Source organism: Cognatazoarcus halotolerans, from assembly GCF_009800965.1.
Taxonomy (GTDB): Bacteria; Pseudomonadota; Gammaproteobacteria; order Burkholderiales; family Rhodocyclaceae; genus Cognatazoarcus; species Cognatazoarcus halotolerans.
On sequence record NZ_WUAF01000024.1, the window covers coordinates 30,621 to 43,359 of the forward strand.

Here is a 12,739-nt window from a genome sequence, read left to right on the forward strand (position 1 = left end):
AATCACGGAATTCTCCTTCGATTCAAGGAATTAAAAACGCATGTTGTCAGGTTTCATCGATCTGCCCTGGTGGGGCTACGTGCTGGTTGCGCTGGGCATGACTCACATCACCATTGCCTCCGTCACGATCTACCTGCACCGCCATCAGGCCCATCGAGCCCTCGAGCTGCATCCGCTGCCGAGTCATTTCTTCCGCTTCTGGCTGTGGCTGACCACCGGGATGGTGACCAAGGAGTGGGCCGCCATCCACCGCAAGCATCACGCCAAATGCGAGACGGTCGACGATCCGCACAGCCCACAGGTGAAAGGCATCAGGAAGGTGCTGTGGGAGGGAGCCGAGCTCTATCGCGAAGAGGCGAAGAACCGGGAAACTCTCGACCGCTACGGCCACGGCACGCCCAATGACTGGCTGGAGCGCAACGTCTATGAGCGCAACGCCATCGGGATTGCGCTCATGCTGATCATTGACGTGGTTCTGTTCGGCGCCATCGGGATCACCATCTGGGCCGTGCAGATGGTGTGGATTCCGTTCTGGGCGGCAGGCGTCGTGAACGGCCTTGGCCACTACTGGGGCTATCGCAACTATGACTGTACGGATGCGGCCACCAATCTGGTGCCGTGGGGCATCCTCATCGGAGGAGAGGAGTTGCACAACAACCACCACTCCTTCGCCACCTCGGCCAAGCTTTCGGCCCGCTGGTACGAATTCGACATCGGCTGGATGTATATCCGCATCCTCGAGATCCTCGGTCTGGCGAAGGCCAGGAAGGTCATTCCGACGCCGCGCTTCTGCGAGGCCCGCAAGACGCCCGATCTCGAGATGCTGCAGGCGATCATCACCCACCGCTATGATGTGATGACCCGCTACGTGGGCTCGCTCAAGCAGCTGTATCGCGAAGAACTGGACAAGCTCAAGGGCGCAGGCATCGAGCCGCGCAAGCTGCGCAGGCTGGTGCTGAGCAGCCGGGAGAAGCTCGCCGAAGCGGAGCGGGTGCAGCTCGAACGGGCGCTGGACCATAGCAAGCGCCTCGCCACCGTGGTGAAGATGCGTACCGAACTCGCCGCGCTGTGGGCGCGTTCGTCAGCCAGCAGCGAGCAGCTGCTGAGCCAGCTGCAGGATTGGATCCATCGTGCCGAGCAGAGTGGCATTGCGCAACTGCAGGAATTCTCGGGTCGGCTGCGTTGCTATGCAGCCTGAGCGAACGCTCGCCATCTCGCCGGAAACCCGCCGTGAGGCGGGTTTCTGCTTTTCGTGGATGCCGCGAACGCGATGAGTCGGCTGATTCTCCTCAACAAACCCTATGGCGTGCTGTGCCAGTTTACCGCCGAGCCCGGACGGGCCTGCCTGAAAGACTATATCCACACGCCCGGTGTGTATGCCGCGGGACGCCTCGATGCGGACAGCGAGGGCCTGCTGTTGCTGACCGATGATGGTCGCCTGCAGCACCGTATCGCCCATCCCGATCACAAGGAAGCCAAACGCTATCTGGTACAGGTGGAAGGTGAGGCCGGGCCGGAGGCGCTGGCGAGGCTGGCGGCCGGGGTGGATCTGGGCGATTTCGTTACCCGGCCCTGCCGGGCCTGGCTGGTCGCGGAGCCCGAGTGGCTGTGGCCGCGCGACCCACCGGTGCGATTTCGCAAGACCGTGCCGACCAGCTGGCTCGAGATCGAACTGGTCGAAGGCAAGAACCGGCAGGTGCGGCGCATGACCGCCCGGGTCGGCCTGCCGACGCTGCGCCTCGTGCGCATCGCGATCGGTGCCTGGCGGCTCGATGGCCTCGCGCCGGGCGAGTCGCGCAGCGTCGAACTCCCCGGCGGCGGTCAACGACGCGCCGGGCCGGGCGTTAAGCCAGTCGAGCGGCCGACTTCGCCGCACATTTCTCGAGGAGGGCCCCGCCGGGACCCTCGCCCGAACAAAGGATCTTCCCGATGAAGCGCTCTTGCCGTGGCATGCGTGCCGCTATCGCTTTCTCCACCGCATTGTTTGCCGGTGCCGCCGCGGCCCAGCTGCCGGTCGCGGAGCTGTCTGCCGGCATGTACCGGATCGAGGCCGAGGTGGCGGCGACCTTCGAGAGCCGCGCGATCGGGCTCATGAATCGTCCGGAGATGGCGCCGCAGCATGGCATGCTGTTCATCTTCACCGCAGACGACCGGCACTGCATGTGGATGCGCAATACCCTGCTGCCGCTGTCGGTGGCCTTTCTCGACGGAGAAGGGCGCATCATCAATATCGAGCAGATGCAGCCCCGGACCGAAGACAACCACTGCGCCGCCAAGCCGGCGCGCTATGCGCTGGAGATGAATCTTGGCTGGTTTGCAGCACGCGGGCTCGGGCCGGGCGCGCGCATCTCCGGCATCCCGCGCGGCACGCCGCCCAATTGAGTCGTCAGCCGCCGGCGCCGACCACGCCCGTGACCCGGATGGTGCGGTTTTCCGGTACTTCCGAATTGGCGATGACTTTGAGGCCGGGCACCGAGCGGCGCAGGAAGCGCGACAGCAGCCAGCGCAGCGGCGCCGGCACGAGCAGCACCGCGGGCAGGCCAATGCTCTCCTGACGCTGCGCGAGTTCGGCGGTCTGGCGCAGCAAGGTGTCGGCCAGGCCTGGTTCGATTGCGCCGCCTTCCGTGCCACCGCTGCCGACCGCCTGCAACAGGACGCGCTCCAGACCGGGTTCCAGGGTCAGCACCTGTAGCTCCGCGCCGCCGGGGAAGAGCGCCTGCATGATCGCCCGGCCGAGTGCGGCGCGTACCCGTGAGGTGAGCTCCACGGCATCCTGGGTACGTGGCGCGTTCTCGGCAAGGGTTTCGATGATGCTGCGCATGTCGCGGATATTGACGCCTTCCTCGAGCAGATTCTGAAGGACCCGCTGGACGGTCGCGAGCGGCAGCAGCTTCGGTACGAGATCCTCGACCAGCTTGGGTGTTTCGCGACCGATGTGATCCAGCAGGGCCTGCGCCTCCTGGCGGCCCAGCAGCTCGGCCGCGTGATCGAGGATGAGCTGATTCAGATGGGTGGCCACCACCGTACTCGAGTCAACCACCGTGTAGCCCAGCGCATGCGCCTGCTCGCGTTGCCCCGCGTCGATCCAGAACGCCTGCAGGCCGAAGGCCGGGTCACGGGTCTCGCGGCCGGGCAGCGGGCCGGCGACGCGGCCCGGGTTGATCGCCATGAACTGACCGGGGTGGGCCTCGCCGCTGCCGATTTCCACGCCCTTGAGGGTGATGCGGTAGGCGTTCGGCTTGAGCTCGAGGTTGTCGCGGATGTGCACCGAGGCGGTCAGGAAGCCGACCTCCTGGGCGAATTTCTTGCGCAGTCCGCGGATGCGTTTGAGCAGTTCGCCGTCCTGCCCCTTGTCGACCATCGGGATCAAGCGGTAGCCGACCTCGAGGCCAAGCACGTCCACCGGGGTGACATCGCTCCAGCTGGCCTCCTGTGACTCGGGCGCGGCGGCTGCCGGCGCCGCCTGCTGAGCGGCCTGTTTTTCGGCGGGCTCAATGCTGCGGCTCTTGATCTTGCGCCAGGCGCCGAAGCCGAGCAGGCTGGCGAGCAGCAGGAAAACCAGGTTGGGCATGCCCGGGATCAGTCCGAGGATGCCGAGAATTGCGGCGGTGAGGATCAGTACCTGTGGGTTGGCGAAGACCTGCTGGATGACCTGGCCGCCGACATCGCCCTCGTCGCCCACTCTTGATACCACCAGGCCGGCTGCCACCGAGATGATCAGCGCCGGAATCTGCGCCACAAGGCCGTCGCCGATGGTCAGCAGGGTGTAGTTTTCGGCCGCCTGGGAGAGACCCATGTTGTGCTGCATGACGCCTACCACGAGGCCGCCGAGCACGTTGATCACCAGGATCAGGATGCCCGCCACGGCGTCGCCGCGCACGAACTTAGAGGCACCATCCATGGCGCCGTAGAAGTCCGCTTCGGAGGAGATCTCGCTGCGCCGCCGCTTGGCCTCCTTGTCATCGATGAGGCCGGCGTTGAGGTCGGCGTCGATCGCCATCTGTTTGCCGGGCATCGCGTCGAGGGTGAAGCGGGCGCTCACCTCGGCGATGCGTCCCGCGCCCTTGGTGATCACCACGAAGTTGATCACCGTGAGGATGGTGAATACCACCAGGCCAACGGCGGTGTTGCCGCCGACCAGAAAGTGGCCGAAGGCCTCGATCACCTTGCCCGCGGCATCCGGTCCGGTGTGGCCGTCGAGCAGCACGATCCGTGTGGAGGCCACGTTGAGCGAGAGGCGCAGCAGGGTGGTGACCAGCAGCACGGTCGGGAAGACCGAGAAGTCGAGCGGCCGTTTGTTGTACATCGCCACCAGCATCACCATGACCGAGGTGGCGATGTTGAAGGTGAAGAACAGGTCGAGCAGAAAGGCCGGCAGCGGCAGCACCATCATCGAGAGGATGAGGATGATCAGCAGCGGCGCTGCCAGTTGGCGCAGGTTCTGCACGTTCAGCATGCTGCGCAGGGAGAGCGAATCGTTCATCTTTCAGGGCCCGTCATTCTTCGGCTGCGCCGGGATCGAGATCCGCAGGAACCGGCAGATCGGCTGGAGCCTCCGGCGGCAGACCGCCGTTGGCGATCCAGTGGTTGAGCTGATAGACCCAGGCCATGACCTCGGCCACCGCGGTATAGAGGGTTGCCGGCACGGTGTGCTCGAGCTCACAGTGGGCATACAGCGCCCGCGCCAGCGGTGGTGCCTCGAGCAGCGGCACCTTGTGCTCGGCGGCGAGCTCGCGGATCTTCAGGGCCACCGCGTTGCGGCCCTTGGCGATCACCACCGGCGCGCCCATGCGTGCCGCGTCGTACTTGAGCGCGACCGCGAAGTGCGTCGGGTTGGTCACCACCACGTCGGCTTCCGGAACCTTCGACATCATGCGCCGGCGAGCCATCTCGCGCTGGGTCTGGCGGATGCGTGCCTTCACCTGTGGGTCGCCTTCGGTCTCCTTGGCTTCCTGACGGACCTCTTCCTTCGTCATGCGCAGGCGCTTGTGGTACTGCCACAGCTGGAAGGGCACGTCGATGAGCGCCAGCAGGGCGAGGCTGGATACGATCAGCAGCGCGGCGAACAGCACCGTGGCGGCGAAGTCGGGCATGCTCGCGCCAAGCGGTTGGGTCATCAAGGCCATGAGGTGGTCCTGGTCGTGCCAGATCACCCAGGTGCCAATGCCGCCGACCAGGCTTGCCTTGAGCAAGGCCTTGACCATTTCCGCGAGGCCGTGGGTCGAGAACATCCGCTCGAGACCCTTGAGCGGATTCATGCGGGTGAGATCGGGTCCGAGGGCCTTCGACGAAACCACCCACCCGCCCAGCGAGAGCGGGCCTGCGACGGCGGCGAGCATCAGCAGCACCATCAGGGGGCTGATCGTGAGCAGCCCGTCGATCGACAGTTCGCGAAAGGTCGCTGCCATGGCGGTGGGGTCGAAGGCAGCCTCGCGCGGGATCGACATGCCCTGACGCATGAGGCCGAACAGGCGCTCTGAGAGGAACTGGCCCATCACCCACAGGCCGGCGACGCCACACATCATGACCAGAAAGGTCGATAGCTCCCGCGACTGCGGAACCTGCCCTTCTTCGCGAGCCTGTTCCAGCCGTCGTGCTGAGGGTGATTCCGTTTTTTCGAGGTCGCTTTCCTCGGCCATGCGCCCGGACTCCTTGTATGGTGCCGATTATCGGCCGTGGCAAGGCGGATGAAGGCCCGGAAAGAGGGGGGATACCGTGGTAATTCGGGCAAATGCCGTGATTGCGCGATCACGCGAATGGGGCCGTGCGCAGTCCGGTCGACCGCAGATCGCAGTGCCACGCGCGCCTAAGCGCCGGCGACGATGAAGATCGCCACGCTAGTGTTACGCCTGAACAGGAGAATCCCGGCATGGCCGGGATTTCCTTGTGCAGAGGTCGGTGTTGCGCCGCCTATTTACCGCCTTTTGTCCACGAGTCCTTCAGGGTCACGGTGCGATTGAAGACCGGGGCGCCCGCTTTCGAGTCGAAGCGGTCCGCAACGAAATAGCCGTGCCGTTCGAACTGGAAACGCGATTCCGGCGCGACTTCCCCGAGGGACGGTTCGAGCCACGCACGGATCACGCTCACCGAATCAGGATTGAGGTCATCGAGGAAGTCGCGCTCCAGCTCGGGGGCGTCGCCCTCGCGGCGCGAGCCCGGCGCCGGGTGGGCAAACAGGCGGTCGTACATGCGCACCTCCGCCTGTACGCCCCTGGCCACGCTGACCCAGTGCAGGTTGCCCTTGACCTTGTAGTTGTCGGCGCCCGGCGTGCCGGACCTTGAGTCCGGCATGTACTCGCAGTGGACTGCGGTTACATTGCCTTCGGCATCCTTGTCGCAGCCGAGACACTTGACCACGTAGCCGTAGCGCAGCCGCACCATGTTGCCTGGGAACAGCCGCCGGAACCCCTTTACCGGCTCTTCCATGAAGTCTTCGCGTTCGATCCACAATGCGCGGCCGAACGGCATCGAGCGGTTGCCGAGTTCGGGCTTGAGCGGATGATTCGGGGCGGTGCATTCCTCGAGCTGGCCCTCGGGGTAGTTGTCGATGACCAGCTTGAGCGGGTCCAGCACCGCCACCCGGCGTTCGGCCGAGTCGTTGAGCACTTCGCGCATGCTCTCCTCGAGCACGCTGTATTCGATCAGCGAGTCGGATTTGGAGACGCCGATGCGCTCGGCGAACAGGCGGAACCCTTCCGGCGGATAACCGCGGCGGCGTCCGCCGACCAGTGTCGGCATGCGCGGGTCATCCCATCCCTGGGCGTGGCCTTCCTCGACGAGCTGGATCAACTTTCGCTTGGAAAGCACCACGTAGGTGAGATTGAGGCGCGAGAACTCGATCTGCTTCGGCGCCGGGCTGGGGATCAGCCCCCCTGCGCGAAGCTGCTCCAGCAGCCAGTCGTAGAACGGCCGCTGATCCTCGAACTCCAGCGTGCAGAACGAATGGGTGATGTTCTCGAGGGCGTCCTCGATCGGATGCGCGAAGGTGTACATCGGGTACACGCACCAGGTATCTCCGGTGCGGTGGTGATGGGCATGGCGGATGCGGTAGATCGCCGGGTCGCGCAGATTGATGTTGGGCGAGGCCATGTCGATCTTGGCGCGCAGGATGTGGGTGCCGTCGGCAAATTCGCCAGCCTTCATGCGCGCGAAGAGATCGAGGTTCTCTTCGACGCTGCGCGTGCGGTAGGGGCTGTCCCTGCCCACCTCGGTCAGGGTGCCGCGATAGGCGCGCATCTCTTCGGCCGACAGTGAATCGACATAGGCCTTGCCGGCGCGGATGAGGTATTCGGCGAACGCATACATGCGCTCGAAATAGTCCGATGCGAAGAACAGGTTCTCACCCCAGTCGAAGCCCAGCCAATGCACTGCATCGATGATGGCGTCGACATATTCCTGTTCTTCTCTGGTCGGATTGGTGTCGTCGAAGCGCAGGTGACAGGCGCCGTCGTAGTCGTGGGCCAGGCTGAAGTTGAGACAGATCGACTTCGCGTGGCCGAAATGGAGGTAGCCGTTCGGCTCGGGCGGAAAGCGGGTGCGGATTCTGGCGCTGTCGCCGCGAGGTGCGAAAGTGCCACTCGCCAGATCGTTCTCGATGATGCTGCGCAGGAAGTTGGACGGCAGGTTGACGTCTTGGTTGTCGCTCACTTGGGAATTCCAGAATTGCCAGTCGGTGACCCCGGGACGGGGTGCGAGTTGCGATTCTAACCCGGAGGACATGCCATATGGCCCCGCTTCGCGCTTACCATACGCGCCTCAGGTTCCTGGGGGGACGGTCGTTGTATTGCCGGAATCGTTCCGAAAACGGAAACAGCCGGCCGAGCGCGGTGTTGATCGGAAACACGAAATGAAAAAAGCTATCCTGGGCGCGACCCTGCGCGCCGTGTTGGTTGCCGCTACCCTGGGGTGTGCCTTTCAGGCCGGAGCGCGCGAAGTCGATCTCTTCGAGCTCAGCCTCGAGGAACTCTCCGAATTCCGCCTCACCACGATGTCGCGCAAGACGCAGCGGGTGGGCGAGCTCGCGGCGGCTGCCTACGTGGTCACCGGCGAGGAGATCATGCGCTCGGGCGCAACCTCGATCCCCGAGGCGCTGCGAATGGTCCCCGGCATCCAGGTGGCGCGTATTTCGTCCAGCCGCTGGGCGGTGACTGCGCGTGGTTTCAACGAGCGTTTCGCCAACAAACTGCTGGTGCTGATCGACGGGCGCAGCATCTACACGCCGCTGTACTCGGGGGTGATGTGGGAGAGCCAGGACGTCATGCCCGAGGACGTCGAGCGCATCGAAGTGATCCGTGGGCCGGGTGCCGCACTGTGGGGGGCAAACGCGGTAAACGGCGTGATCAATATCGTTACCCGCAAGACGTCCGAGACGCAGGGCGATCTCGTCGCGGTCCAGGCCGGCACCGAAGAGACGGGTTCGGTCGCCCTTCGTCACGGCGGCGCACTCGACGGCGGTGGTCATTACCGCGTGTACGGCAAGGCCCAGGGGCGCGACGCGTCCTCGCTGCGTGACGACGCCGGTGCCGCGCGTGACGGACAGCGTGACCAGCGGGTGGGTTTCAGGCTCGACCGGCCGCTCTCCGGCGGTAGCATGTTCACCGCGAGTGGCGATGCCTACAACGCCCACAGCGGTGATGAATGGGAGCTCCCGATTCTGGTCGCGCCCTACGTCTATACCCGGCGCATGGATCAACACGACAGCGGCGCGAACCTGCTCGGGCGCTATTCGTGGAGCGATCCGGACGGTTCTGATTCCGTGCTGCAGGCCTATGTCGACCAGGCTCGCACGAACCTCGACTGGATCTGGGCTGCGCGTACCGACCTGGACCTCGACTTCCAGCGGCGCATCCAGTCCGGCAGGCATGACCTCATCTGGGGGCTCGGCTACCATTGGACGACCGACCATTTCAGCGACAACCCGCCCTATGTGGTATCGCCGTCGTCACGTACCCGAGACACCTTCAGCGCCTTCATCCACGACGAGCTCACGCTCGTCCCGGATCGATGGCGCCTGATCCTCGGCAGCAAGTTCGAGCACGACAGCTATGCGGGTGCCAACTGGCAGCCCAACGTACGGGTGCTATGGACACCGACCACGAGCGAATCCTGGTGGGCTGCCGTGTCGCGTTCGGTGCGTTCGCCGAACCGGCCTGAGCTGCAGTCCTCGCTCGACCTGATCGTGCAGCCCGTCCCGGGTGTCGGCGTGCCCGCGCTGATGCGCCTGAATGGCATGGAGAGCTCGCGATTCACCGCCGAAAAGGCGTTGAGCGTCGAAATGGGTTTTCGCCAGTTGCAAAGCGCGCGGCTGTCGTGGGACGCGGCCCTGTATATGACACGATACAGCGATGTCCGCAGCCTGCTGGTGGGGAACCCGAGTTGCCCGGCCGACGTCATCCTGATGCCGACGCCACTGCCGCTCGGCCCGATCGGCGGCTGCCCGGCCGGTTTCATACCGAATTACCTGCTGCTCGACACGGTCGCAACCAACGCCGGACGCTTTACCAGCCGTGGCATAGAACTTTCGGCCGACTGGCGGGTGAACGATTGGTGGCGTTTGCAGGGCAGCTGGTCGAATCAGCTGATGACTGCCGACATGCCGGCGGATGTCCTCGCCGCGGCCGAAGCCCGGCGCTACGCCGGGTCGTCGCCACGCTATCAGGTCTCGCTGCGCTCTTCGATGAACCTGAGCGGTGCCCGGCAAGTGGACTTGTGGCTGCGTCATGTGTCGCGCTTGCGTCACGGCGAAATTCCGGCCTATACGACGCTTGATGCACGTTATGCCTGGCAGCCGTGGGAAGGCCTCGTGCTCTCGCTCGTTGGGCAGAACCTGCTGGAGGATCGTCATCAGGAATTCAAGGGGTCGCTCCCCGACATGCTCTTCTACGAACTCGAGCGCGGAGTCTATGCGCGTGCCGAGTGGCGTTGGTGAGGAGGAGGATGATGATCAGCATCGACCGCCTTCGCCGCGCCCTCGCGTTCCTGTTTCTTGCAGGCGCGTTTCTTTCCGGGAACGTCGCACTGGCCCAGTCCGAGGTCTCTACCGAGTCGCGGGTCAAGGCCGCGTATGTCTACAACTTCGCCAAGTATGTCGAGTGGCCGGGCGTCGCTGCCCAGGGGCCGCTGCGCCTGTGCATCGCGGGCAGCGACAGCCTGGACCGGATGCTCGAGGCGCTCGAAGGCCGACAGGCCCAAGGACGGGTGATTCAGGTGATGAAGGGCGTGCCGCTCGCCCAGCTTCGACATTGCCAGATGGTGTTCGTCGGGCGGGGCGATGCTGCGCTGCTGCACGACGTGGTGCAGGCGACGAGTGGTGCCGCGGTACTCGTGGTGGGCGACGCCGATGGTTTCATCGGGGCCGGCGGCGGGATTGGCCTGGTGGTCGCCGACGATCGGGTTCGGTTCGAGGTCAATGCAGAAGCGCTGAAACTGGGCAGGCTGCGCGCCAGTGCGCAGATGCTGAAGCTTGCCCGGAATGCGGCTGAGCTGACGGTGCGATGATCGCTATCGCGGCTTCCGGCATTTCCGTGTGTTGCCGCGCTCGGCCCGTTCCGGCGCGGTATCGTCTCTCGATGCATTGACCGGCCCCCGCCAAAAAGGGGCCGACTCGATGCGCATCGGTCGATTGCCATTCCGGTCGCGGTGGGGCATCCCGCGCCGGACGAGGCCCGTTCAAGTAAATTCCGGGATTGCCGTATTCAAACCAGATCCTTCCGATATTGCCGCTCGTGTGACCAGCTCTTGACGGAACCACTGCAATGAACCTATCCAATACCGCCCGTGCCGCAATGGTGTGTTGGCTCCTCGCGAGTTCGAATGTGTTTGCCGAATCAACGCCGCTGACCGACCTGAGCCTAGAGGAACTGGTCAAGATGGAAGTCACCAGTGTGTCGCGCAAGGCCCAGCGTCTCTCGGACACCGCGGCGGCCGTTACCGTCCTGAGCCGCGAGGATATCCGTCGTTCCGGCGCGCGCAGCATTCCCGAGGCCCTGCGGTCGGTTCCCGGTGTCGAGGTGGCGCAGATCGGCGCAGGACGTTGGGCGGTGTCGATCAGGGGGTTCAACAGCCGCTTTGCCAACAAGCTGCTGGTGCAGGTGGATGGACGCAGCGTCTACACACCCGCCTTCTCGGGGGTGCTGTGGGAAACCATTGCACCGATCATGGAAGACATCGAGCGCATCGAGGTGGTGCGTGGTCCGGGCGCCGCGCTGTGGGGGGCCAACGCGGTCAACGGCGTGATCAACATCGTTACCCGCAAGACTTCGGCGACGCGGGGAGCCCTGATGTCGATGAGCGTGGACGACAGGGGCCGCCCGGAAGTCGCCGCACGTTATGGTTTCTCGCTTGCCGACAATGTGGACGCCCGGGTCTATGCACGCAGCGTCAACCGCTCGCCAGCCGAGACCGTGGCCGGCAATGCCCTCGGCGATGCGCAGAGTGGCTGGCACGCCGGTTTTCGCGTCGATCGTTCTGGCGCAGGCAGTTCCGGCTGGAGCGTGCAGGGTGATGTCTATGACCAGGAGAGCCCAGAGCGCCAATACGGTGCCACTGGCCTCGAGAAGGCCGAGTTCGGCTATTCCGGTGGTTATCTGATGGGGGTGCGGAGTTGGGCGATCGGCAGCGGTGAAGGTCGTCTCCAGGCGTTCGTCGAGCAGCAGAAGTTGCAATTGCCGCAATACGGCCAGATGACGGTCGATACCGCGGACATGGATTTCCAGAACCAGCTTGCGCCAATCGGCTCGCATGAATTCATCTGGGGGCTGGGCTGGCGGTCGATTTCCTACAATATCGAGTTGAGTGCGCCGTTCTTTGTAAGCCTTGATCCGCGCAGCAGCAACGAACGCATCATAAGTGCCTTCATGCAGGACGAAATCACGCTGCAGCCGCGGCGCTGGAAGCTCCTGCTCGGTGCCCGCCTCGAAGACAACAGTCTGTCGGGTTTCGAACCCCAGCCAAACGTGCGCCTGTTGTGGACCCCGTCCGAGGTGGACAGCATGTGGGCACAGTGGTCGCGGGCCTCGCGAACGCCCTCGGTCGGCGAGGCATACAGCAGTGCTTTCTACGGTTTCGGTGCGGGCGGCGTGCCGCTGCGTACCGTGGTCAATCCCGACGATCCGCTTGATGCCGAGCGTCTGTCGGCATTCGAGCTGGGTTTCCGTCGTCAGCTGAGCGGCGGCAGCTTCGAATTGGTCGCTTACCATCATCGTTACCAGGGCCTGGTCAGCGAATCCTACGGCCCCGTGGTGCCATCGCCCGGTGCGCCATGGCCGATGGAGCAACTGGTCTATCGAGGCAATCGCATCGATGCGGACAGCGTTGGTCTGGAGATGTCGGCGGAAACCCAGTTGTCTGCCGATAGTCGCGTTGCCGCGGCGTTTACCGTGAAAAACGTCAGTGCAACCAAGCCTGCTGGATTGCTTGACGACAGACTGCCGTTCAGGATCAAGGACGTGGTACCCCACTACTCCTTTGTGACGCATTACGATCGGAACATCGACGACACCCACAGCTTTGGCATCGCGGTGCGCAGGGTCAGCGCGCTCCGGATCGGGATCGATGCCTATACCGCGACCGATCTGCGTTTCAGTTGGCACCCGAGCCGGAGTTTCCGGCTCACCGCTGAGGTGCGGAATCTGTTCGATCCGTCGCATCCGGAGTTCATCGCGTACGATTTCTTCCCCTCCGAGAACGGCGAGATTCCACGGCAATTCCTTCTCAAGGCGGTGTGGATGCACTGATCCGC

At 64.4% G+C, this 12,739-nt stretch carries 9 protein-coding genes; 6 read left to right on the plus strand and 3 right to left on the minus strand.

Annotation, left to right across the window (positions count from 1 at the left end; genetic code table 11):
* Positions 1–40: 40 nt before the first annotated feature.
* The 3 genes from GQB03_RS20425 to GQB03_RS20435 all read left to right on the plus strand — a co-directional run bounded on the left by GQB03_RS20425 (position 41) and on the right by GQB03_RS20435 (position 2,382).
* Positions 41–1,198, plus strand: a complete 1,158-nt coding sequence (locus GQB03_RS20425; protein ID WP_159693253.1) for a DesA family fatty acid desaturase — start codon at positions 41–43, stop codon at positions 1,196–1,198.
* Positions 1,199–1,270: 72 nt separating this feature from the next.
* Entirely contained in the window at positions 1,271–1,933 is a 663-nt protein-coding gene (locus tag GQB03_RS20430; RefSeq protein WP_159693255.1) for a pseudouridine synthase, read from the plus strand.
* Positions 1,930–2,382 (plus strand): DUF192 domain-containing protein, encoded by a 453-nt coding sequence (locus GQB03_RS20435; RefSeq protein ID WP_159693257.1) that lies wholly within the window; start codon positions 1,930–1,932, stop codon positions 2,380–2,382. The genes GQB03_RS20430 and GQB03_RS20435 overlap by 4 nt, the downstream gene beginning before the upstream one ends.
* A gap of 4 nt (positions 2,383–2,386) precedes the next feature.
* Here the strand turns inward: GQB03_RS20435 and flhA are convergent, their stop codons facing one another.
* The 3 genes from flhA to GQB03_RS20450 form a co-directional block, all read right to left on the minus strand.
* Positions 2,387–4,483: a flagellar biosynthesis protein FlhA gene (gene flhA, locus GQB03_RS20440; RefSeq protein ID WP_159693259.1), complete on the minus strand. Its 2,097-nt coding sequence runs from the start codon at positions 4,481–4,483 to the stop codon at positions 2,387–2,389.
* A 13-nt stretch (positions 4,484–4,496) separates the two neighbouring features.
* Positions 4,497–5,639, minus strand: coding sequence for a flagellar biosynthesis protein FlhB (flhB, locus tag GQB03_RS20445; RefSeq protein WP_159693261.1), 1,143 nt, complete (start codon positions 5,637–5,639; stop codon positions 4,497–4,499).
* Between the two features lie 271 nt (positions 5,640–5,910).
* Positions 5,911–7,647, minus strand: a complete 1,737-nt coding sequence (locus GQB03_RS20450; protein WP_235027157.1) for a glutamine--tRNA ligase/YqeY domain fusion protein — start codon at positions 7,645–7,647, stop codon at positions 5,911–5,913.
* A 199-nt stretch (positions 7,648–7,846) separates the two neighbouring features.
* Between GQB03_RS20450 and GQB03_RS20455 the strand changes: the two genes are divergently transcribed.
* The 3 genes from GQB03_RS20455 (at position 7,847) to GQB03_RS20465 (ending at position 12,734) form a co-directional block, all read left to right on the plus strand.
* Positions 7,847–9,928 carry a TonB-dependent receptor plug domain-containing protein gene (locus tag GQB03_RS20455; RefSeq protein ID WP_159693265.1) on the plus strand — a complete coding sequence of 694 codons (2,082 nt, stop codon included), beginning with the start codon at positions 7,847–7,849 and terminating at the stop codon, positions 9,926–9,928.
* A gap of 11 nt (positions 9,929–9,939) precedes the next feature.
* Positions 9,940–10,497: a YfiR family protein gene (locus GQB03_RS20460; protein WP_159693267.1), complete on the plus strand. Its 558-nt coding sequence runs from the start codon at positions 9,940–9,942 to the stop codon at positions 10,495–10,497.
* 257 nt (positions 10,498–10,754) lie between these two features.
* Positions 10,755–12,734 (plus strand): TonB-dependent receptor plug domain-containing protein, encoded by a 1,980-nt coding sequence (locus GQB03_RS20465; RefSeq protein WP_159693269.1) that lies wholly within the window; start codon positions 10,755–10,757, stop codon positions 12,732–12,734.
* The last annotated feature ends 5 nt before the right edge of the window (positions 12,735–12,739 follow it).

What these genes read in the sequence shown, in the direction of transcription:
- flhB (WP_159693261.1), bottom strand. Translation starts at nt 5,639, where the DNA reads ATGGCCGAGGAAAGCGACCTCGAAAAAACGGAATCACCCTCAGCACGA.
- GQB03_RS20435 (WP_159693257.1), top strand. Translation starts at nt 1,930, where the DNA reads ATGAAGCGCTCTTGCCGTGGCATGCGTGCCGCTATCGCTTTCTCCACC.
- GQB03_RS20430 (WP_159693255.1), top strand. Translation starts at nt 1,271, where the DNA reads ATGAGTCGGCTGATTCTCCTCAACAAACCCTATGGCGTGCTGTGCCAG.
- GQB03_RS20455 (WP_159693265.1), top strand. Translation starts at nt 7,847, where the DNA reads ATGAAAAAAGCTATCCTGGGCGCGACCCTGCGCGCCGTGTTGGTTGCC.
- GQB03_RS20460 (WP_159693267.1), top strand. Translation starts at nt 9,940, where the DNA reads ATGATCAGCATCGACCGCCTTCGCCGCGCCCTCGCGTTCCTGTTTCTT.
- flhA (WP_159693259.1), bottom strand. Translation starts at nt 4,483, where the DNA reads ATGAACGATTCGCTCTCCCTGCGCAGCATGCTGAACGTGCAGAACCTG.
- GQB03_RS20425 (WP_159693253.1), top strand. Translation starts at nt 41, where the DNA reads ATGTTGTCAGGTTTCATCGATCTGCCCTGGTGGGGCTACGTGCTGGTT.
- GQB03_RS20465 (WP_159693269.1), top strand. Translation starts at nt 10,755, where the DNA reads ATGAACCTATCCAATACCGCCCGTGCCGCAATGGTGTGTTGGCTCCTC.